General features: G+C 70.4%; 19 protein-coding genes. 10 read left to right on the top strand and 9 right to left on the bottom strand.

Features of this window, described 5'->3' with window-relative positions:
- The first annotated feature begins 104 nt into the window (after positions 1–104).
- The 5 genes from AB0I81_RS19960 (at position 105) to AB0I81_RS19940 (ending at position 4380) form a co-directional block, all read left to right on the top strand.
- Positions 105–1157, top strand: coding sequence for an ABC transporter substrate-binding protein (locus AB0I81_RS19960; RefSeq protein ID WP_360658533.1), 1053 nt, complete (start codon positions 105–107; stop codon positions 1155–1157).
- Positions 1154–1906, top strand: a complete 753-nt coding sequence (locus tag AB0I81_RS19955; protein ID WP_360658531.1) for an ABC transporter ATP-binding protein — start codon at positions 1154–1156, stop codon at positions 1904–1906. The genes AB0I81_RS19960 and AB0I81_RS19955 overlap by 4 nt, the downstream gene beginning before the upstream one ends.
- The gene (locus AB0I81_RS19950) at positions 1903–2652 is read left to right on the top strand and encodes an ABC transporter permease subunit (RefSeq protein ID WP_360658529.1); all 750 of its coding nucleotides are present in this window, start codon (positions 1903–1905) and stop codon (positions 2650–2652) included. Before AB0I81_RS19955 ends, AB0I81_RS19950 begins: the two co-directional genes overlap by 4 nt.
- Positions 2649–3440, top strand: coding sequence for an ABC transporter permease subunit (locus AB0I81_RS19945; protein ID WP_360658527.1), 792 nt, complete (start codon positions 2649–2651; stop codon positions 3438–3440). The genes AB0I81_RS19950 and AB0I81_RS19945 overlap by 4 nt, the downstream gene beginning before the upstream one ends.
- 85 nt (positions 3441–3525) lie before the next feature.
- On the top strand, positions 3526–4380 hold the full coding sequence (locus tag AB0I81_RS19940) for a hypothetical protein (RefSeq protein WP_360658525.1): 855 nt from the start codon (positions 3526–3528) through the stop codon (positions 4378–4380).
- A gap of 233 nt (positions 4381–4613) precedes the next feature.
- Here AB0I81_RS19940 and AB0I81_RS19935 read toward each other — a convergent pair whose 3' ends face one another.
- The 4 genes from AB0I81_RS19935 to AB0I81_RS19920 all read right to left on the bottom strand — a co-directional run bounded on the left by AB0I81_RS19935 (position 4614) and on the right by AB0I81_RS19920 (position 6535).
- Positions 4614–5420, bottom strand: coding sequence for a CAP domain-containing protein (locus AB0I81_RS19935; protein WP_360658524.1), 807 nt, complete (start codon positions 5418–5420; stop codon positions 4614–4616).
- Between the two features lie 154 nt (positions 5421–5574).
- Positions 5575–5991, bottom strand: coding sequence for an HIT family protein (locus AB0I81_RS19930; protein WP_360658522.1), 417 nt, complete (start codon positions 5989–5991; stop codon positions 5575–5577).
- A gap of 28 nt (positions 5992–6019) precedes the next feature.
- Positions 6020–6274 carry a DUF6461 domain-containing protein gene (locus AB0I81_RS19925; RefSeq protein WP_360658520.1) on the bottom strand — a complete coding sequence of 85 codons (255 nt, stop codon included), beginning with the start codon at positions 6272–6274 and terminating at the stop codon, positions 6020–6022.
- Positions 6275–6379: 105 nt separating this feature from the next.
- Positions 6380–6535 (bottom strand): hypothetical protein, encoded by a 156-nt coding sequence (locus AB0I81_RS19920; protein ID WP_360658518.1) that lies wholly within the window; start codon positions 6533–6535, stop codon positions 6380–6382.
- 278 nt (positions 6536–6813) lie between these two features.
- Here AB0I81_RS19920 and AB0I81_RS19915 point away from each other — a divergent pair, with 278 nt between their 5' ends.
- A complete protein-coding gene (locus tag AB0I81_RS19915) occupies positions 6814–9627 on the top strand; it encodes a BTAD domain-containing putative transcriptional regulator (protein WP_360658516.1) in 2814 nt (937 codons plus the stop codon).
- A 59-nt stretch (positions 9628–9686) separates the two neighbouring features.
- On the opposite strand, the gene dacB is transcribed toward AB0I81_RS19915, so the two are convergent.
- Both dacB and AB0I81_RS19905 read right to left on the bottom strand, forming a co-directional pair.
- Positions 9687–11231: a D-alanyl-D-alanine carboxypeptidase/D-alanyl-D-alanine-endopeptidase gene (dacB, locus tag AB0I81_RS19910; protein WP_360658514.1), complete on the bottom strand. Its 1545-nt coding sequence runs from the start codon at positions 11229–11231 to the stop codon at positions 9687–9689.
- A gap of 240 nt (positions 11232–11471) precedes the next feature.
- Positions 11472–12020, bottom strand: a complete 549-nt coding sequence (locus AB0I81_RS19905) for a DUF1707 and FHA domain-containing protein (RefSeq protein WP_360658512.1) — start codon at positions 12018–12020, stop codon at positions 11472–11474.
- 88 nt (positions 12021–12108) lie between these two features.
- Here AB0I81_RS19905 and AB0I81_RS19900 point away from each other — a divergent pair, with 88 nt between their 5' ends.
- The 3 genes from AB0I81_RS19900 to AB0I81_RS19890 are packed head-to-tail and all read left to right on the top strand — an operon-like array spanning position 12109 to position 15892.
- Positions 12109–12618, top strand: a complete 510-nt coding sequence (locus tag AB0I81_RS19900; RefSeq protein WP_360658510.1) for a PadR family transcriptional regulator — start codon at positions 12109–12111, stop codon at positions 12616–12618.
- Positions 12615–13295, top strand: a complete 681-nt coding sequence (locus AB0I81_RS19895) for an ABC transporter ATP-binding protein (RefSeq protein ID WP_360658508.1) — start codon at positions 12615–12617, stop codon at positions 13293–13295. Before AB0I81_RS19900 ends, AB0I81_RS19895 begins: the two co-directional genes overlap by 4 nt.
- Entirely contained in the window at positions 13292–15892 is a 2601-nt protein-coding gene (locus AB0I81_RS19890) for an FtsX-like permease family protein (protein ID WP_360658506.1), read from the top strand. The genes AB0I81_RS19895 and AB0I81_RS19890 overlap by 4 nt, the downstream gene beginning before the upstream one ends.
- Here the strand turns inward: AB0I81_RS19890 and AB0I81_RS19885 are convergent.
- Positions 15852–17213, bottom strand: coding sequence for an MFS transporter (locus tag AB0I81_RS19885; RefSeq protein WP_360658504.1), 1362 nt, complete (start codon positions 17211–17213; stop codon positions 15852–15854). The two genes, AB0I81_RS19890 and AB0I81_RS19885, sit on opposite strands and share 41 nt — an antisense overlap.
- 97 nt (positions 17214–17310) lie before the next feature.
- A complete protein-coding gene (locus AB0I81_RS19880) occupies positions 17311–18165 on the bottom strand; it encodes a hypothetical protein (protein ID WP_360658502.1) in 855 nt (284 codons plus the stop codon).
- Positions 18166–18406: 241 nt separating this feature from the next.
- On the opposite strand from AB0I81_RS19880, the gene serA reads away from it, so the two are divergent.
- The gene (serA, locus tag AB0I81_RS19875; RefSeq protein ID WP_360658500.1) at positions 18407–19996 is read left to right on the top strand and encodes a phosphoglycerate dehydrogenase; all 1590 of its coding nucleotides are present in this window, start codon (positions 18407–18409) and stop codon (positions 19994–19996) included.
- A 484-nt stretch (positions 19997–20480) separates the two neighbouring features.
- Here the strand turns inward: serA and AB0I81_RS19870 are convergent, their stop codons facing one another.
- Positions 20481–21296 (bottom strand): class I SAM-dependent methyltransferase, encoded by an 816-nt coding sequence (locus tag AB0I81_RS19870; protein ID WP_360658499.1) that lies wholly within the window; start codon positions 21294–21296, stop codon positions 20481–20483.
- Positions 21297–21310: the final 14 nt, after the last annotated feature.

Below are 21310 nucleotides of genomic sequence, written 5' to 3'. Positions count from 1 at the left end.
GGCGGCCTGCCCGGGGCGGTGATGGCCGAAACCATCGTCACACGATGGTAATAATCGAGGGATACCGTCCTGACCTGCATGTTAACGGCCGTTCAAGGAGAATTATGGCTACCCTCGACCGTCGCGCGTTCTTGCGGACGACCGGTATGGCCGGTCTGGCGCTCGGTCTGGCCGCCTGTGGTGACAGCGGCACGACGGGCTCTGGCGGTGGCGACGGCGGCGGGTTCGGGTCGATCAAGCTGCAGCTCTCCTGGAAGAAGAACGTCGAGTTCGCCGGTGAGTACTTCGCCGACACCAACGGCTACTTCAAGCAGGCCGGCTTCACGCAGGTCGAGCTGCTGTCCGGCGGCGGCTCCGGCACCTCGGTCGAGTCGGGCCTGGCCACCGGGCGCTGCTGGGCGGGCCTGTCGGCGCCCACCATCACCGCTCCCGCCGTGCTCCAGGGCGCACCGCTGAAGATCGTCGGCGCGACGTTCCAGAAGAACCCGTTCGCCGTCATCTCCCTGAGCAAGAACCCGATCGAGAAGGCCGAGGACCTGGTCGGCAAGAGGATCGGCGTCCAGGACTCCAACGAGCTGGTCTGGAACGCGCTGCTCAAGGCCAACGGCATCGACGCCGCCAAGGTGACCAGGGTGCCGTTCCAGTCGGACCCGTCGATGCTCACCTCCGGGCAGCTCGACGGTTACGTGGGCTTCGTCACCAGCGGGCCGGTGAACCTGCGCATGAAGGGGCACGACCCCGCGTACCTGCTGCTCGCCGACGCCGGCCTGCCGCTGGTCGCCGAGACGTTCACGGTCATGCAGGAGACCATCGACAACGAGCGCGACAAGCTCAAGGCGTTCCTGACCGCCGAGATCAAGGGCTGGAAGGACGCCATCAAGGATCCGGCCAAGTCCGCCGAGCTGGCCGCCACGGTCTACGGCAAGGACCAGAACCTCGACGTCAAGGAGCAGACCGAGGAGGCCAAGATGCAGAACGAGCTCGTCGTCACCGACGACTCGAAGGCCAACGGGCTGTTCACGATGACGCCCGAGCTGATCGAGCAGAACATCTCCTCGTTGTCCAAGGCGGGCCTGAACATCAAGGCCGAGCAGCTCTTCGACCTGTCGATCCTGAACGAGATCTACCAGGCCGACCCGAGCCTGAAGCTGTCATGAGCGGCATCGGCATCACGGGACTGAGCAAGACCTTCGGCAAGGGCCTGACCGCCGTCGAGGGCGTGGACCTGCAGACCAGGAAGGGCTCGTTCCTGTCGTTGCTCGGCCCGTCCGGCTGCGGCAAGTCGACCGTGCTGCGCATCCTGGCCGGCCTGGAGGAGCCCACCACCGGTGAGATCCGGGTGAACGGCGAGACGCCGCGGGAACTGCGCGGGAGCCACCACCTCGGCATCGCCTTCCAGGACTCCGCGCTGCTGGCCTGGCGCAGCGTCGCGGCCAACATCCGGCTGCCGCTGGAGGTGGCCGGCCTCAAGCCCGAGCCGGGCGTGATCGAGGACCTGATCAAGCTGGTCGGCCTGGAGGGCTTCGAGAAGGCCAGGCCCGCCGAGTTGTCGGGCGGCATGCGCCAGCGCGTGTCTATCGCCCGCGCCCTGGTGGTCAAGCCCAGCGTGCTGCTGCTGGACGAGCCGTTCGGCGCGCTGGACGACATGACCCGCCAGCGGCTCAACCTGGAGCTGCTGCGCATCTGGACCGAGAAGCCCGCCACCACGCTCATGGTCACCCACGGCATCAGCGAGGCCATCTTCCTGTCGGACCAGGTGGCCGTCATGAGCCCGCGCCCCGGGCGGATCGTCGAGCTGGTGGAGATCGACCTGCCGCGCCCGCGTACGCCCGACATGATGCGTACGCCCGAGTTCCACGCCATCCACGACCACCTCAGCGACCTGCTGTTCGGGCACGGCTCATGAGACGGGTCCAGGGCCTGGCCGGCGTGCTCGCGCTCGTCGTGCTCTGGTGGCTGGCGGCCGTGACGGTGTTCGCCGACGGCGGCGCGGTGCCCACTCCGCTCGCGGTGCTGGAGTCCATGGGCCGCGACGGCTGGGCCTTCTACGGCCCCAACACCACCGCCACCCTGTCCGCCGCCGTCCAGGGCTTCCTGTGGGGCAACGGGCTGGCCATCGGCGTGGCGCTGCTGGTGTTGCTCGTGCCCCGGCTGGAGGCCGTCGCCACGCAGCTCGCCGTGATCAGCTACTGCATCCCGCTGCTGGCCATCGGGCCGATCGTGCTGGTGGTCTTCGGCGGCGAGGCGACCGTGGTGTTCCTCGCGGCCATCTCCGTCTTCTTCACCACGCTCATCGGCGCCCTGCTCGGGCTGCGCTCGGCCGACCGGGTCAGCCTCGACCTCGTCACCGTGTACGGCGGCGGCCGCCTGGCCAGGCTCCGCTACGTACAGGTCATCTCGGCACTGCCCAGCACGTTCGCCGGCCTGAAGATCTCGGCACCGTCCGCGCTGCTCGGCGCCATCATCGGCGAGTACCTCGGCAGCAACGACCAGGGCCTCGGCGTCTCCCTGATGATCTCCCAGCAGCAGTTCCAGGTGCCCCGCACGTGGGGGCTCGCGCTCGTCGCGGGCCTGATCGCCGGCCTCGGGTACGCGATCGTCGCGCTGGTCGCCCGCGTGGTCACCCCTTGGTCGAAAGGTGAGGCCCAATGAACGGCTCGGTGATCGGCCGCACCGTGCTGAGGATCGTGGGCCCGCTGGCGCCCTCCGTCGTCATCGTCGTGGCCGCGTGGTGGCTGGCGCTGGAGGCGTTCGGGATCAGCCCGCTGGTGGGCAAGCGCCCGCCGCAGGTCTGGGAGTACCTGACCTCCTCCGAGGCGCACCGCGAGGCCGTGTTCGGCGCGCTCGGCATCACGATCAGGGACGCGGCCATCGGCTTCGCCTCAGGGATGGTCGCCGCGACCGCCGTCGCCGTGTTGTTCGTGTTGTTCCGTACGGTCGAGCAGACGTTCATGCCGGTCGCCATGTTGCTGCGCTCGGTGCCGCTCGTGGTCATGACGCCGCTGATCACCCTGATCTTCGGCCGCGACCTGCTGGGCGTGGCCGTCATCGGCGGCATCGTGGTCTTCTTCCCCGCGCTGGTGAACATCGCCTTCGGCCTGCGCTCCGCCTCGCCGCAGGCCACCGACCTGATCATGGCGTACGGCGGCAGTCGCCTGACCGTCCTGCGCAAGGTCGCCGTGCCGACCGCGATGCCCGCGCTCTTCGCCTCGGCCAGGATCTCTGTGCCCGCCTCGATCATCGGCGCGCTGATCGCCGAGTGGCTGGCCACCGGTGAGGGCATCGGCGCGGAGATCCTGCGGGCCATCGGCGGGTTCCGCTACGACGAGGTCTGGGCGGACATCGTGGTGGTCACGGGGGTGTCCATCCTCGCGTACGCGGTCGTCGGCGTCGTCGAGGCGCTCGTCCTGGCCCGGTTCTCGGACCGGCCGCGGGAATGAGCTTGAGCCTGACACCGTGTCAGGGCCTTCAATGGCGGCCATGTACCTCGGATCAGGACCTTACTGTTACGCACATTCGCTGACCATGATGTTCGGCCCGGCCGCGCCCGCGGTCGGGGTGGTCGAGACGCTGACCGGCTCGCCGTTCGGGATGCAACTCGTCGGCGGCACCCAGCCGTACTTCGACCCCTACGGCTGGGATCCCGAGATCGGCGTGGACGCCGCCGTCGAACTGCTCGGCTGGGACTGCTGGCGCACCCATGGCGGGACCCCGGAGGAGGCGCTCGACCGGCTGAGGGCCGCCTGCGAGCGCGGTCCCGTCATGGCCGGGCCCCTGGACCTGGGGCTGCTGACCTATTCGCCCGGCGCGGTCGGCGACCACTACGTCGTGGTGCTCGAAGTGAGCGGTGACACCGTCGTGCTGCACGACCCGCACGGGCATCCCTTCGCCACGCTGCCGGTCGCCGACTTCCTGGCCTCCTGGCGGGGCGAGGCCGTGGAGTACATCGACACGTCGTACGTGATGCGCACCGACTTCGTACAGGTGCGCGAGATCTCCGCGCCGCAGGCGTTGCGCGAGTCGCTGCCCGCCGCGGTGCGCTGGCTGGAGGGCCGCGAGGACCTGCCGGTGCAACCCGGCTCGCTGGGCGGGGCCGCCGCGGCGGCGCGGCTGGCCGAGATGGTGGAGGACGGGCTCGACGACGATGTACGCGGGCTGCTCACGTACTTCGGCGTCCGGCTGGGGGCGCGGCGGCTGGATGACGCGGCGACCTGGCTGTCCAACGTGGGCCTGGCGACGGCGGGCGACGTGGCGCGGGAGCAGGCCCGCGTGCTCGGCGGGCTGCAGTATCCGCTGGCCACGGGCGACGACGCGGCCGTGGCGGCGGGGCTGCGGCGGCTCGCGCCGGGCTACGACCGGCTGCGAACCGCCCTGCTCTGATTTGTGGGTGCGGACCCGGCACCCTGACAGCTGGGGTGCGGACCCGGCACTCTGACAGCTGGGGTGCGGACCCGGCACCCTGGCAAGTGGGGTGCGGACCCGGCCGCGGTCCTGTGTGCGGGGGGAGGCGCGGCCGGGTCCGCCGGAAGGGGAGCGTGTGGGCGTGCGGTGGGAACCGGCTCGGGGTGGGGCCGGTGAAAGCCCGACGCTCCCTTGGTCGGGGGAGTGCCGCCCTAACGGGCGGCGAAGTCCTGGGTCCAGGTGGGGCCCTTGGCGTTGTGTCCGACGCCGATGTGGGTCAAGGAGCAGTTCATGATGTTGGCCCGGTGACCCGGGCTGTTGAGCCAGGCCTTGACCACGGCGGCGGCGGTGGGCTGGCCCTTGGCGATGTTCTCGGCGGCCCGGCGGAAGGTGAAGCCGGCCGCCTTGATGCGCTTGTCGAACGAGCGGCCGTCCCGCGAGGTGTGCGAGAAGTAGTTCCTGCGCGCCATGTCCGCCGAATGGCGCTCGGCGGCCAGGTGCAGCTTGGCGTCGTGGACGAGGGGGCGGCAGCCGTTCCTGGCCCTGGCCGCGTTGGTCTGCTTGACCACCGCCGTCTCGGGGGCGGAGGCGAAGCCCTTGTTCGCCCCGTTCGAGGCCGGGCGCCCGCACGACAACCGCACCGGGCGCGAGGTGTTCACCCGGCCCTGTGAGTCGAGCGCGACGACGTAGTAGCGGCGCGCATCGGGGGTGCAGCGGACTTTGGCGGTGATTCGGGTGTTGCCGACGACCTGGGAGCCGCTCTTGACGACCCGGTCGGGGCCGGTGGCGGCGACCTTGATCCGTACCCTCAGCCTGGCCTGGTCGGCGCAGCCCGCCCGCACGGCCGTGCCCCGCACGGTGCCCGCCGAGACGAACGGCTTGAGCGCGACCACGCGGCACGCCGACTGCCGGTCGGCGCGCGGCTTGGAGGAGGACTGCGCACCGGCGGCGGACGGCATGGGGAAGCCCAGTGCCGCCAGGCATCCGAGGCAGGCCATCGCCTGGAGCTGTCTGCGCATTCCGTCCTCCGGTTGAGGCTCGACAGTGCGTCGAACCCGCATTCTGGTCCCCCCAAGTCGCCTATGTATGGAAATTTAGGGGCGAACCTGGAGCTCCAAGTGGCTCAATCGTAATATGACCCCTCTTGATCTCGGTAAACCACAGTGGTCCCTGTCACGTCGTCTCGGTGGTCATGGCCTCGGCGAGCCGACGGATCGGATCGTCGTCCAGCCGGTGCTGCGAGCGCTGGGCCGGCCAGGTCGAAAACCCGTCGCCGGGCCAGCGCGGGACGACGTGAAAGTGCAGATGGGGCACCGACTGCTGCGATCCGGGGCCGCTGGCACTCAGGATGTTCACCCCGCCGGCGCCGAGCGCCGCTCGCATGGCGTTGGCGAGATCCTGCACGAGCGCCATGGTCTGCGAGAGGACATCCGGGGGAGTCTCGAAAAGATCTCTGTAGTGCGGGGCCGGAATGACGAGGGTATGGCCCGGCGCCAGAGGGTCGAGCGGGGCGAAGGCCCGGGTCTCGGGGCGGCGGGCCACCCAATGCGCAGAGTCCTCGCGGATGAGCGTGCAGAAAACGCAGTCCATGAGCGCTGAGTCTCGCAGGGCCGGTTGATCAGCTCTGAAGGGTTACGGTCCACCCGCCGCCTGCCCTGGCGGCGCCGATGAAGCCGGCCGCGTCGTCCCTCATGGTGTCGATCGAACGCTCTTCCAGCTCGTCGAACGCCACCTCTTCCATGGTCGCCTCGTCCACGCCGAACCGGCGCAGGACCTCCTCCGGAGAGAGGTCGCGGACGAAGGACACGCAGTAGACCTCACCGAAGATGTCCAACCCGGGGAAGCCGGGTAGCTGCTCGGGGGCCTCGGTCATGGTCGCTCCTTCTCGTTGGTCACGTGAGCGGCATGATCGCAGCAGCCACCGACAAACTCCGGATCGGTCAGCCGGCCGCCGGAGACCGGCGGCGCCGTGGCGGCACTACGGGCGGGCGTCGGAGATTTCGCCGGAGGGGTCGGGCCACCAGATCTTGTCGGCGGCGGAGGCGGACGAGGCGGCCGCGGCGCCGATGCCGAGCGCGATGAGACCGGCCACGGCCACAACGGCGAGCTTCTTGAGCAGTCTGTCGTTTTCCACGAGACCTCCGGTGCGATTCGGATATGCGGGGGCCGATGTTAATGGACGCGGTGATCACGACACAATCCTCATTTAAGGTCGGGTACGCGCCGACGTCCCGCAGGCACACACCCCCGTACGGAAGCCTGTTGCTCAGGAGCCCGGTGAGTCATTTGTAAGGCACCTGTAAGCCTGCGCATCTATACCTGCACAGGTACACCACGACGCCGCAACCCGCATGAAAGCGGCGTTCCATTCGCCATTGCCGCAAACATCCCTGAAGGAGGGCAGCGCCACTCGTGACGCTGGAGATCAGATTTCTCGGCCCGTGGCAGGTCCTGGCCGCCGGCGAACCGGTCCGGCTCGCCGGGCAACGGCGAATCGGCGTGCTGGCCAGGCTCGCCCTGAACGCCGGGCAGGCCGTACACGCCGACCGGATCCTCACCGACATCTGGGGAGACGGCAGCGTGGCGACCGCGACCAAACAGCTCCACATCGTGGTCTCCAAACTCCGCGAGATCCTCGGACCGCACACCACCGAGGAGATCATCCAGACCAGGCCCGGCGGCTACCGGCTCGCGCTCGACCCCGGCCACATCGACGCCCACCAGTTCACCCGCCTGGCCAAACGCGCCCGCACCGCCCAGACGCAAGGGGACACAGGTGCCGCGGACGCCCTGTTCCGCGCGGCCCTGCGACTGTGGCGGGGCGAGCCCCTGGCCGGGCTGACCGACTCCTGGGCCCGCATCGAGGCCGCCCGCCTGGAAGAGGAACACCGCACCGTCCTGGAGGACCACGCCGATCTCCGCCTCGCCGCCGGCGACCACCACGCGCTGACCGCAGACCTGGCCGTCCACGTGCGGGCCCACCCCTTACGCGAACGCCCAGCCGCCCAGCTCATGCTCGCCCTGCACCGCGCCGGCCGTACCTCCGAGGCCCTGGACCTCTACCAGCGCACCCGCGCCAGCATGATCGCCGAACTCGGCATCGAACCCGGCGCCGACCTGCGCCGCCTGCACCAGGCCGTCCTGGCCGACGACCCTGCCCTCGCCCTGGACGCCCCGGCCCAGCGGGTCACGCCCGGCGAGCCGTACACGCCGGCCGAACTGCCCGCCGACACCCACACCTTCACCGCCCGCGCGACAGAGATCGACCGCCTCCGGACCGAACTCGGCCGGGACCACGGACCCGCGACCATCGTGATCGACGGACCCGGCGGCATCGGCAAATCCGCTCTGGCAGTTCACGTGGCGCACGCCATGGCAGACCGGTTCACCGACGGTGTCATCTACCTCCACCTGCACGGATCCACTCCAGGACTCGATCCGCTGACCCCCGCCCAGGCCCTGCGCCACCTGCTGCGCTCGCTCGGCCTGGACGGCGCCGCCGTACCCGCCGATCCGGGTGAGGCCGCCGCCCGCTACCGGTCCCTGACCGCGGCGAGCAACCTGCTGGTCATCCTGGACAACGCCCGCGACGTCCGCCAGGTCCGCCCGCTCATCCCCGCCGGTCCCGGTTGCCGGGTCCTGATCACCAGCCGGGATCCGCTGGCCACCCTGGACAACGCCCGCCACCTTCATCTGGGCGCGCTGAACGCCGCCGACGCCGCCGCGCTGCTGTCCCGCCTGGCCGGACCCGAGCGCGTACACGTGGAGCCGCAGGCGGCCGAGCGGATCGTCCACCTGTGCGGCGGCTTCCCCCTCGCGCTGCGGATCGTCGGCGCCCGCCTGGCCGCCCGCCCCGACTGGACCCTGTCCGACCTGGAAGGACGGCTGGCCGACGCGACCCGCCGCCTGGACGTGCTGGAGTACGCCGACCTGGCCGTCCGCGCCGGCATCGCGGTCAGCCACCACCACCTCCGCGAGGAACCCGCCGGCCGCGACGCCGCGTACCTGCTGCCCCTGCTCGGCCTGCTCGACCTGCCCGTTCACACCCCCGCCGCCACCGCGGCCCTGACCGGCTGGCCCCTCCACCGCGCGGAGTCCGCCCTGGAACGCCTGCTGGACGCCCGCCTCCTGGAGGCCGCGGGACCCGACCGCTACCAGTTCCACGACCTGGTCGGTCTCTACGCCCGCGAACGCGCGCAGCGGGACCTGCCGGCGGAGGAACGCGCCGCCGCCGTACGACGCGCGCTGCACCACTACCTGACCACCGTCTGGCTGGCGACCACCATGCTCGCCGGCGACGCCGTGCTGCGCTGCCCCGTCGAGTTGCCCGACACCCCGTTCGAGGACCCGGCGCAGGCGGGACGGTGGGCCCACGACGAACGGGACAACCTGCTCGCCACCGCGCGACAGGCGTTGGACGGCCCAGACCCGGCGACCGCCGTCGGCCTGGTCGTCGGACTCCACTGGCCCTTCTGCTATCAGGGCTGGCACACCCAACTGGCCGACGTCTACACGCGCGCCATCGAGGTCGCCCACCGTATCGGAGCCTGGGAGGACAAGGCCCAGCTCCGCAGCTTCCTCGGCTGGGTCCACCGGGACCAGGGCCGCTACGACGCCGCGATCGCGGAACTGAAGACGGCCCTCACCGACTGGGACCGCGCGGGCCTGCCCCGCAGGAAGGTCGGGGTGCTCAACAACCTCGGCGTCGTCAGCACGATCGTGGGCCGTCTCGACGAGGCGCTCGGCTACCTGGAGTCCGGGCTGGACCTCAACGACGACGCGGAACGCCCCGGGGCCACGATCATCCTCCGCAACAACCGCGTGCATGTCCACTACCGCCGGGGACACTTCGACGAGGCGATCGCGGAAGCACGCGAGCTGGTGGAGCTGGGGACGAAGGCCGGCCCGCTCGCCGACGCCGGCATCGCCCAGGGCTCGCTGGGCGACGCCTACCGCCACGCCGGCCGGCTGACCGAGGCGGTGGAGAGCTACACGGTGGCCGTGCGGCTGCTCAGCGAGTCGGGATACCGCCTGAAGGAAGCCGTGTCCCGCTGGTGGTTCGGCGCCACGCTGCACGACCTCGAACGGCACGGCGAAGCCCGGGAGCAGTGGGCGCGGTCCGTCGGTCTCCTGCGTGACGCCCGCCTGCTCACACCACGGGAGGCGACCGACCTCCTAGCCCAGCCCGTACCGGAGACGCCCCAGCCGATCAAGAACATGCTCTGACCGTCACCGAGGCAGCGGACCCCTGTTCCGTCAGGGGGCCGCAATTTCCGGAGGACGCCTCAGCACTGCACCGGCTTGAGCCACGAGCACTCCAGATCGCCCGCCGGGCCCGCGTCCGTGGCACGGAGCCCGGTCGCCTCGCCGGCCGCCGCCGTCCGTGAGAACTGCGCGAGGCGGACGGCGATCTTGTCCTCGATGTCCTTCGGCGAGGCCGACAGGTACTGGTTGAGCATGATCGAGAAGATCAGCGGCTCGCCGTCGGCGCTGTTCACGTAGCCGGACAACGAGGTGACCCCGGTGAGCGAACCCGTCTTGGCGTGCACGTTGTCCTGCGCGGGCGTGCCGCGCATCCGGCTGCGCAGGGTGCCGCCGGTGAACCGGTCCGCGTTGCCCGCGATGGGCAGGGACTCGTACCAGGTGGAGTACCAGGGCTTGGTACGTACGGCCGACAGGAGCTGCACGATCGAGCCCGGCGAGAAGCCGTCGCGGCGCGAGAGCCCCGAGCCGTCCCGCATGTTGATCACCTCTACGCCGTTCGCCTCCGCGAAGTCGGTGCTGACCTTGAGCCCGGCCGACCACGTGCCCTGGTTCGACACCTTGCGGCCCATGGCCTTGGTGAGGATCTCCGCGTGGATGTTGTTGCTCAGCTTCATGAACGGCACCAGCAACTCGCCCAGCGTCATCGACTCGTGCGCGGCCAGCTCCCTGGCCCCCGAGGGCGTCGCGCCCGTGACGGTCGGGCCGAGCACCTTGACGCCGTGCCTGGCCAGCGACTTGCGGAACAACGAGGAGACGTACGCGGTGGGGTCGTCCACGGCCACCCACTCCTGGTACGGATCCGCGACCGTGCCGGTGATCACCACGGTGCGCGTGCCGTGCTGCCGCTCGATGAGCACGTCGGTCTCGGCGCCCGCGGTGGCCCTGTTGACGATCTTCAGGTAGTCGGTCTCGGGCGTGGTGGACACCTTGACCTTGCCGCCCTCGGCCGCCACGCTCACGATCACCGAACCGGCGTCGTAGTCCCTGTCGGGCGAGGCGGTCAGCGCCGAGATCGGCGCCGCGTAGTACGCGGTCTCGTCGTCCCACGCCCAGTCGTTGCCGAGCCGCCGCGAATCGAACCAGGTGTCGTCGGCCACCAGCCTGCCGGTGACGAGCTTCACGCCGGCGCCCGCGACCCGCTTGGCCAGCGCGTCGTAGTCCTCGGCCAGCATGGTCGGGTCGCCGGTGCCGCGCAGCACCAGATCGCCGGTCAGCACCGAGCCCGCCTTGCGGCCGGTGTTCAGCACGGTGGTGCTGAAGCGGTGGTCCAGGCCCAGCGTCTCGGCCGCCGCGGCCGAGGTGAACAGCTTGGTGTTGGAGGCCGGGATGAGGAGCTTGCCGGCGTCGGTGGCGTACAACTCCTCGCCGGTCCGGGCGCTCTTGACCACGACGCCCGCCCTGGCGATCGTGAGGCGCGGGTCGCTGAGGATCTGGTTGAGGTCCTGGGTCAGGTCCGCCACGCCGGCGGCGGGGTCGAGGGCGACGGCGGGGGTGGAGGGTCCTGACGCCCACGCGAGGGCCGCGACGAGCGCGCCCGCGACGAGGGTGGCTGAGGTGCGCCGCATGGGGTCTCCAAGTGACTGGGGGATCGCATGAGAGCATGGATCAGCGCGGGCGGCCCTGTAATCCGCAAATCTCCGTATTTGTTCCGTACGACCAGCCGGAACGGCGTCGCGTCAGGACGGAACGGCGTCGCGCCGGGACAGGCGAATCCGGTCGCGTCGAGACGGCAGGCGCGGTCGTCAGGACCGAAGGCGCGGTCGTCAGGACTGAGGGCGCGGTCGTCAGGACCGAAGGCGCGGTCGTCAGGACGGCAGGTGTGCCGTCACCATGAATCCGCAGTCGCCGAACGAGACCTCATCGCCCGACTTCACCCGCGCCGGCCCCACCAGCCGCCACCCGTTGAGCCTGGTGCCGTTGAGCGAGCCGAGGTCCACCAGCATCCACCCGCCGTCCCCCTCGCGCCGCAACTCGGCGTGCACCCGGGAGACCGTCAGATCCGACAGTACGAGGTCGCAGGCCGACCCGCGGCCCACCACGTAACGCAGCCGTTCGTCGTCGGGCAGCGCCAGCCGGGGCAGGCGCGGACGCCGCCACGCCGACTGGACCTTGGTGGTGAACTCCGAGACGGAGGCCACGGCGTCGGTCATGCGCTGCCGGAGCGACCGCCGCCGTGGCAGGTCGGAGACCAGATCGTCGAGCTCGTTCCGATTGCGTGCGCGCAGCGCCTGGTCCACGCGGCCCACGAACGTGTCGTGGGAGATCCGGCCCTCTACGGCACGCTCTTTGAGCTCGTCGATCGCACGGTCACGTTCCCCATCCGATGCGCGAAAGGGCGGATGCGTGGAGCTCATAGAGCGAGTATCGGCCTCAACCTCGTCCCCTGTCCAGAATACGCCGATCAGTTGCGGAAAGCATACTCGGTATGCATACTCAGTATCCATGTCGATCAGGCACGGACTGCTGGCCCTGCTGAGCAGCGGACCCCGGTACGGCTACCAGTTGCGAGTCCAGTTCGAGGCGTCCACGGGGGCGACCTGGCCACTCAACATCGGCCAGGTCTACACGACGCTCTCCCGACTGGAACGTGACGGACTGGTCGCGCCCGGCGGGGCGGACGAGCAGGGCCGCGCCGTCTACACGATCACCGAGGCCGGTCGGGAGGAAGTGGAGCGATGGTTCAGCACCCCCGTCGCCCAGACCGACCGGCCCCGGGACGAACTGGCGATCAAGATCGCGATGGCCGTGGCGGGTGAGGTGGACGTCGCCGAGGTCATCCAGACCCAGCGCATGGCCACCATGCGCGCGCTGCAGGAGCTCACCAAGGCCAAACGGGCCGCGGGCGGGGGACTCGCGCAGCGGCTGGTGCTGGATTCGTTGATTTTCAAGGCCGAGGCGGAGCAGCGCTGGCTGGACCACTGCGAGGCCGTTTCCAAGGAGAAGAATCGATGAGTGTGGTGGAGTTGCGGGAAGTGACCCGCGAGCACGGCCAGGTGCACGCGCTGAGGGGCGTCAGCTTGGAGGTCGGCGCGGGCGAGCTGGTGGCGGTCATGGGCCCGTCGGGCTCGGGCAAGTCCACGCTGCTCAACCTGGCGGGCGGCCTCGACCGGCCCACCGCGGGCAGCGTGACGATCGAGGGCCGGGACCTGGCGGGGGTCAAGGATCTGGCCGCGCTGCGGCGTACCCGCGTCGGGTACGTCTTCCAGGACCTCAACCTCATCCCGTCGCTGACGGCCGCCGAGAACGTGATGCTGCCCAGGGAGCTGGACGGCGTGCGCACCGGGAAAGCCCGTGACGAGGCGCTGGCCGTGCTGGAGGAGGTGGGCGCGGCGGAGGTCGCGGACCGCTTTCCCGAGGAGTTGTCCGGCGGGCAGCGCCAGCGCGTGGCGATCGCCAGGGCGCTGGTCGGCGAGCGGCGGCTGCTGCTGGCCGACGAGCCGACCGGGGCGCTGGACACGGCCACCGGCGATGAGATCCTGCAGCTCCTGCGCGCCCGCTGCGACGACGGCGCGGCCGTGCTGCTGGTCACCCACGAGCCGCGCTACGCCGGCTGGGCCGACCGGGTGATCTACCTGCGCGACGGCCTGATCGCCGAGTCGAGCGCCGTGCACCTGGAGAGCTCCCGATGAGCGCCTTCCGCGCCGCCCTGCGCATCTCCCGCAGGGACGCCCTGCGCTTCAAGGGCCGCAGTGCCCTGATCATGATCATGATCGGCCTGCCGGTCCTGGTCTTCACGGGTTTTCTGACCATGACCGAGACCACCGATCTGACCCCGAGGGAGGAGATGATCGCCCGGCTGGGTGCGGTGGCCGACGCGGCCGTCTACACCCATCAGAGCAGGCTCCCGGTGACCCAGGACCGCGCCGGCCGGTTCGGCAACCAGGACTCTGCCGAGCCGGACCGGCCGGTTCCATGGACGGCCGCGGAGGCGGCCAGGCTGACCGGCGGCCGGGTGATGCCCTTCTACGTGTACTCCACCGAGGCTCGGCTCCCGGACGGTTTCGACCGCGTGGAACTGCTGGAGATCGACCTGCGTGACCGGCTCAGCACGGGTATCAGAACCCTGGCCGAGGGCAGGTTCGCCGCCACGCCGCAGGAGATCGCGATCACGCCCGCGCTGGTCGGCCGCGGTGTGCGGGTGGGCGACACGCTCCGGCTCACGCGGCGGGGCGAGCCGAAGCGCGTGGTGGGCGTCGTGAAGAACCCGGTCAGACCGGGCGTGCTGGAAGTGGTGGGTCTGTACGGTTCGGTGCTGCCGAACCAGACCGGCACGGACGGAGCCGGCTGGCTCGTCGAAACCCCGGTCCCGGTCACCTGGGAGAAGGTACGCGAGCTGAACAAGGTGGGGCTCCACGTGGCCTCCCGCGCCGTGATCATGGGTCCGCGCGGAGAGGAGAGGTTCTACCCTTCCAACACGTCCGAGCGAGGGACCTGGATAGCCATCGGCGTGGTCCTCGTCGTCACCGAGACGGTCCTGCTGGCGGGCCCCTCCTTCGCCGTCGGCCTGCGCCGGCGCAGGAGGGAGCTGGCCACCATCGCCGCGCAGGGCGGCTCCCCGGGGCATCTGCGGGCCATCGTGCTGGCCGACGGCCTGCTGCTGGGTGGTGTGGCGGCACTGCTCGGCAGCGCACTGGGCATCGGTGTGGGGGTGGGTGTCGGAAAGGTCCTGGCGCGGTTGGACGACTTGCGCAGTGGCCCGGTCGATGTGCCGTGGGAGCCGGTGCTCGGGATCGCCGCGCTCGGCCTGGTCAGCGGATTGGTCGCGGCCGTGACGCCCGCGGTCCAGGCCGCGCGGCAGAGCCCGGCCAGGGTGCTCGCGGGCCGTCCCGACGAAGTGCGCGACCGCGCGGGCCGTCCGCTGCTCGGGCTCGTGCTGCTGGTGCTCGGCACGGGCGCGATGATCCACCTCGCGTTCAAGAGCGAGCTGGGCGTGGCGATGGCCACGGTAGTGGCCCTGTTCGGGCTGATCACGCTGGTGCCCTGGCTGGTCGGCCGCACCGGACCGCTCGTGGCGCGCCTGCCGCTGGCCGCGCGTCTGTCGGTCCGCGACGCCGTCCGGCACCGGACCCGTACGGCCTCGGCGGTTGCCGCCGTGATGGCCGCCACGATGGGCGCGGTCACCGTCGGCATGGCCTTCACCACCATGTACACCGCCCGTCAGCAAGAGAACCCGCTCAGTGCTCCCGAGGGCACTCTCGTCGTGGGCAGCTCCAGACTCGACGAGGGGACCTGGTCGAAGCTGCGCGCCGCCATCGAGGAAAGGCTGCCGGGAGCGAGCCTGGCCGCTGGACTGCGGGTCGTTGACGACAAGGGAAGCGACCAGGACCCGTCGATCCAACTCCGCCCCGGGGACTGCTCGGACAACTGCCCCTACCTCAGTTGGTCTCCCATCGACGGCCCGGTCGGGGACGAGCGGCTGCTCGCCCTGTTCCAGGGACGGCGCGACCCGCAGGCGGCGGCCGCACTCGCCGCGGGCAAGGCCGTGGTGTTCGACTCCCGGATGATCAGTAAGGACGGCATGGTCAGCGTGTCGGTGGGGCCGCTGGATGAGGATGGGAACGACAACAAGTCGTTCCAGGTGGCGGCCGTGCTGGCGCAGGGGGCGCAGGCGGATCAGAGCGGTGGGGTGCTGCCTGCCTCGGCTCTGACCGCGGCCGGATTCAAGCTGGCCGAGCGGCGAATCTACGCCCATGGCGTTCCTGACAAATTGCTCAGCGGCGGGATCCAGGCCACGGATCGCCTCAACCTCGATCTGCGGGCGGTGACCCCCAGCGCGTTCGCCATGCTGATGGTGAACCACGAAGGCGAGCAGCTCACCTTCTACCTGTCCCTGGCGATGATCGCGGCGGTGATCCTGGTGCTCGGCGGGACGTTCGCCGCGACCGGGCTCGCCGCGGCGGACATGCGCCAGGACCTCGACACCCTGTCGGCCGTGGGCGGTCGCCCGTCCACCCGCAGGCTGGTGGTGGCGGCGCAGGCCGGCTACATCGCCGGACTCGGGGCCGTCGTGGGGCTCGCCGGAGGCGCGATCTCCGGGCTCGCCCTGGCCAGGGCCATGCGGGGGAGGAGGTACAACTACTCCCTGTCCGAGACCGCGGTCCAGGCCACGGCCGCCGTGCCGTGGACGTTCCTGGCCGCGCTCGTGATCGGCCTGCCGCTGCTGGCGGCCCTGCTCGCCGGCCTGTTCACTCGGACGCGGCTGGTGCTGGCGCGCCGGGTGGTGTGAGCCGGTACTTCAGTGTGATCAGCACAGAGACGAAGATGATCAGTGCGGGGATCGCGGTCTGCCCGATGAGGACCGCGGTCACCGCGCTGTCCGGCTGCTGCACCGGCTTGCTCGGCTCGGACTCGATGAAGCCGCCCAGCGACAGCAGCACGCCGAAGAACAGCGCGCCGGACGAGCTGACCGCGTTCTCGATGGCCGTCCACAGGCCGGTCAGCACGCCGGCACGCCGCTTGCCCGTCTTGGCCGCGTCCACCGCGATCACGTCGGCCAGCATCGAGAACTGCATCAGCTGCACTCCGGCGTACCCGACGCCCACCAGCAGGATCATGAGGTGCGCCCACACCGAGCCGAAGATCGGCGTGGCGATGGCCGCCGTCGTGCCGATGCCGTACGTCAGCGTCGCCAGGATCATCGCGCCGCGCTTGTCGAACCGTTTGGCCAGCCGCACCCACAGCGGCATCGCCAGCAGGATCGGGCCGACCAGCGCGGCGAAGAGCGTCTGGGTGGCGCCGGAGGTGCCCAGCGTGTACGTGGCGAAGTAGGGCGCCGCCGCCAGCATCATGCTCACGGCCAGCATCTGCACGCAGGCCAGCACGGTCAGCCACAGGAACGCCGGGTTGCCCTTGATCGCGGCGAACTGCTCGCGCCACCCGCCGCGATCCGGCTCGGGGGCGCCGGTCATGGGGGCGCGGGCGGTGCCGAAGAACGCGCCGAGCATGGCCGTGAGCAGGATGACCGCGATGGTCAGCGCCATGGTCCGGTAGCTGGCCAGCGTGCCGTCCCCGCCTCCGCCGGTGGCGATGGCCGGCGCGAGCACGCCGCTGATCGCGGTGGCCAGGCCGATGAAGACCATCCGCCACTGCAGCAGCGAGGTGCGCTCGTGGTAGTCGTGCGTCATCTCGCCGGGCATCGCCTTGTACGGCACCTCGAACAACGCGTACGCCGTCGCCGTGGCCAGGAAGCAGACCCCCACGTACAGCGCGGCGGGCACCCCCGTCAGCGGCGGCCCCGCGAACACCAGGAAGAACGCGACCGGCAGCGTGCACGCCCCGGCCAGCAGCCAGGGCCGGCGCGGCCCCCAGCGCGAGGTGGTCCGGTCGGACCAGCGCCCGACCAGCGGGTTGATGACCAGGTCCCAGATCTTGGGCGCGGTCACCACCACACCGGCCAGCCACGCGGGCACGGCCAGGAAGTTCGTCATGTAGAACAGCAGCAGCAGGCCGGGAACGGCGTTGACCGTGGCCGTGCAGAACGAGCCGACCCCGTACCCCAGGCGCACGCCCGTCGGGACGGTGGCGGTGCTCACCGCCGGTTTGATCATCCACTCATTAGAACCGAGCGAGGGCTTGTTTGGGAGGGCCCACTTTTCCGCGAGGCCCTGACCTGGCCGGGCCCGCCTGCGGGGGCCCGGCGATCGGTCAGTCCGATACGTCGGCGCACACCACGTGCGCGCCGATCTCGATCATCCGCTGCTCGCTGCGCGAGTCGGCCACCCTGGCCATCAGGATCGGCGCCCCGGAGGCGGCGAACTGCGGCAGCCGGGCGCGGACCAGCCGGTGCAGGTCGCGTACGACGTCCTCGGCCGCCGACATGTGCACCTTGACGTGCAGCATGATCCCGGTCGCCCCGGACGCCGTGCCCGCCTCGGAGATCCAGACGTGGTGCACCAGCGGGAAGTCCATGAGCAGGTACGCGATCGCCTGCCGCAGGGCCGGCAGGATCGGGTGCGTACACCGCCGGTACCCGGGATCCACCTGCTGCATCGGCCCCGACAGGTGTGGCCGCGGCGCGGGCACCCACGGGAAGGCGGGCGCCTGCGGGCTGGGCGGGGCCACCTGGGCCAGCGCGGCACCCCGCGACACGGTGGCCATGGCGCCCGTCGCGTAGGCGGCCGGCACCGCCCCCGACAGTACGGGCGTCGGGCCCGACCGCGTCGTGGTCATGAAGCGCTGGAGGTCGTCGATGGGCACGGCCGCGGCGGCTGGTCCGGCCGCGTCGATGACGATCTCGCGCACTCCGGTGACGCGCTGGATGTCCAGGATGGTGCCGGCGTCACACGCCGACAGGGAATGACTGCCGCGATGCCTGGCATAGGTCATGGGACCGGTGTAACCGAGCAGGACCCGGTCACCGGCTTGGGTCGTCCCAAGGACGACGGAACGATCTGGTCGCACTGCCACCAGGACTCCACCGTCGGCAAGAGCGCTCAGCAGGCGGTGGGGCGTGCCATGCTGTGCGAGCACGTCGGCAAGCGCAGGATTCCCGATGCTCATATGACGAACCATAGGTAGTCGGCCACGGCTTATCAGGCTAATGGCGAATAAATCTCCCGATCAAGACAAAGATGCGCCCGGGATGGATGAGTTTTCGGTCAGGGGGGTAGACCGGATCTCGTCTCAGATGGTGGGCTCTCGTGAATACGTTCACAAGCTGCGGATACACTCTGTGGGACCGCCGAGGGGGATCCGTGGACGTGTCCCCCCGAAGCCCGCCGTGCCCTAAGGATCCACACCAGTGAACAAGCCCGTCGTTCTGGTCGCAGAGAAGCTGTCCGAGGCTGGCCTCGCCGTACTCGGTGCTGATTTCGAGGTCCGCCACACCGACGGCGCCGACCGTTCCCAGTTCCTGCCCGCCCTCGCGGACGTGGACGCGCTGATCATCCGCTCGGCCACGCAGGTGGACGCCGAGGCCATCGCCGCCGCGCCCAAGCTGCGGGTGGTCGCCCGCGCCGGCGTCGGTCTGGACAACGTCGACGTCGAGGCGGCCACCAAGGCCGGCGTCATGGTCGTCAACGCCCCGACCTCCAACATCACCAGCGCCGCCGAGCAGACCGTCACCCTCATCCTGGCCAGCGCGCGCAACACGGCCCAGGCCCACGCCGCGCTGAAGAACGGGGAGTGGAAGCGCTCCAAGTACACCGGCGTCGAGCTCGACGAGAAGATCGTCGGCGTCGTCGGCTTCGGCAAGATCGGTCAGCTCGTCGCGCAGCGCCTGCTGCCCTTCGGCGTCGAGATCGTCGCCTACGACCCCTACCTGCCGCCGGCCCGCGCCGCGCAGCTCGGCGTCAGGCTGGTCAGCCTCGAAGAGCTGATCAAGATCTCCGACTTCATCACCGTTCACCCGCCGAAGTCCAAGGAGACCGTCGGCATGATCGGTGACAAGGAGCTGCACCAGGTCAAGCCGAACGTGCGCATCATCAACGTGGCGCGCGGCGGCATCGTGGACGAGAGCGCGCTCTACTCGGCGATCAAGGAGGGCCGGGTCGCGGGAGCCGGCCTGGACGTCTTCTCCAAGGAGCCGTGCACCGACAGCCCGCTGTTCGAGCTGGACGAGGTCGTCGTCACCCCGCACCTGGGCGCCTCCACGCACGAGGCCCAGGAGAAGGCCGGCACGCAGGTCGCGCGCAGCGTGAAGCTGGCGCTGGCGGGCGAGTTCGTGCCGGACGCCGTCAACGTCCAGGGCGGCGTGGTGGCCGAGGACGTCAAGCCCGGCCTGCCGCTGGCCGAGAAGCTCGGTCGCGTCTTCACCGCGCTGGCCGGCGAGGTGGCCACCAAGCTCGACGTCGAGGTGCGCGGCGAGATCGCCGGCCAGGACGTGCGGGTGATCGAGCTGGCCGCGCTCAAGGGCGTCTTCGCCGACGTGGTCGAGGAGCAGGTCACCTACGTCAACGCGCCGCTGCTGGCCAAGGACCGCGGCATCATCGTGGAGCTGGTCACCAGCGCCGAGAGCCCCGACTGGCGCAACGTGGTGACCGTGCGCGGCGTGCTGGCCGACGGCCGTACCGTCTCGGTCTCGGGCACGTTGTCCGGCCCGCGCCAGATCACCAAGATCGTCGAGGTCAACGGCTACGAGATGGAGATCGAGCCGACGGCCCACCTGTGCTTCTACACCTACGCCGACCGCCCCGGCATCGTCGGCGTGGTGGGCAGGCTGCTGGGCGAGCACAACATCAACATCGCCTCGATGCAGGTGGCGCGTGACACCAAGGGCGGCAAGGCGCTCATCGCGCTGACCGTCGACTCCGCCATCCCCGCCGAGATCGTCGAGCAGATCGGCGCCGAGATCGGCGCCGACAGCGGCCGCTCGGTGGACCTGGAGGACTGAGGTCTCATCAGAAAGGGCCGCCACCCGCTCCGGGTGGCGGCCCTTTCGCGTCTCAGCATGCGAGATAGTAGGACATCCAATGAGAATGCTCAGGTACTGTTACCGGTAATGCGCCAGGTCTTCGTACTTATTACCTGCCGCGGCGGGGCCTGTTAGGGCAGGTCGGCAACCCGTCGCGGAGAGCGGCGTGCGTGTCGGCCAGTAAGTCCCTTCGTCCGGTCCGCGACCCGGACCAACGAGATCAGGCCCGGTCGGATTCGCGACCGGAGTCCGGCTGTTTTCATCCGACGCGTCCGCGAAATGAGATGAGTCACATGTACGAGATGTATGCCTGGAACCGCGCCGAAGAGCACGAGGACGAGGCCGCCGAGGCCGTGCAGACCGCGCTGGACCGCCGCGACAACGGCGGCGCCCCGCAGAACCTGAGCCGGTAGAGCGCCCCCTCGGACCCCGCCATTCAGAACCTGCCCTCAGACTCCGCCGTTCAGAACCTGAGCCGGTAGAGCACCGCCGTCCGCCGCATCGCGGGCAGCAGCTTGACGATCGCGGCCACCATCCGGTGCGAGGCCGACAGGCGGTCGAACCCGTCGATGTCGAACGCGCTCACTGCCGCCAGGCAGTGCAGCCCCGGATGTACGGCCGGCAGCGCGGCGGGGCCGTCGATGCTCCAGTGCATCGTGGCCCCGGCCTTCTGCACGGGCTTGTTGAGCCGCTGGAGCCGCAGCCCGAGCGGGTTCAGGGCGTCGAAGGCGAACTCGCCGCCCGGGAAGCGGTCCACGATCGCCCGCACCAGCGCCGGTCCCTCGACCTCGTCGAGGTAGTAGAACAGGCCCTCGGCGACGACCAGCACGGGAGCGTCGCCGGGGACCTGCTCCAGCCAGCCCAGGTCGGTGACCGAGGTGCCGATCAGGTCGTAGCCGGGCCGCTCGGGGAACAGCCGCCGGCGCAACTCGATGACCTCCGGATAGTCCACGTCGTACCAGTGGACGGTGGGCGGCGGGTCCATGCGGTGCACGCGGGTGTCGAGCCCGCAGCCCAGATGCAGGACGGTCGCCTCGGGGTGGGCGTCCAGGAACTCCGCGGCCCACCGGTCGATGAAGCGCGCCCTGAGCGCCACGGCCCTGGCCGTGCCGGGATTGATCCCGGTCTTGCGGAAGTCGTGGTCGATCCGGTCCAGTGCCTGCGCGGCCAGCTGGTCGCCGAGTATCGGGTGGGGGGATCGCGCGTCGAGTGCCCTGCCGTACAGGGTGGCGAGGAGAGTCGCTTTCTCCTCGGTTAGATGCACCTTCTCTGGTGACATATCCGACACGCTAC

The sequence above is a fragment of the Nonomuraea sp. NPDC050404 genome (assembly GCF_040655495.1).
In the GTDB taxonomy this organism is placed as follows: Bacteria; Actinomycetota; Actinomycetes; order Streptosporangiales; family Streptosporangiaceae; genus Nonomuraea.
The sequence above is the reverse complement of the archived record's forward strand: the minus strand, read 5'-3'. Positions and strand labels throughout refer to the sequence as shown.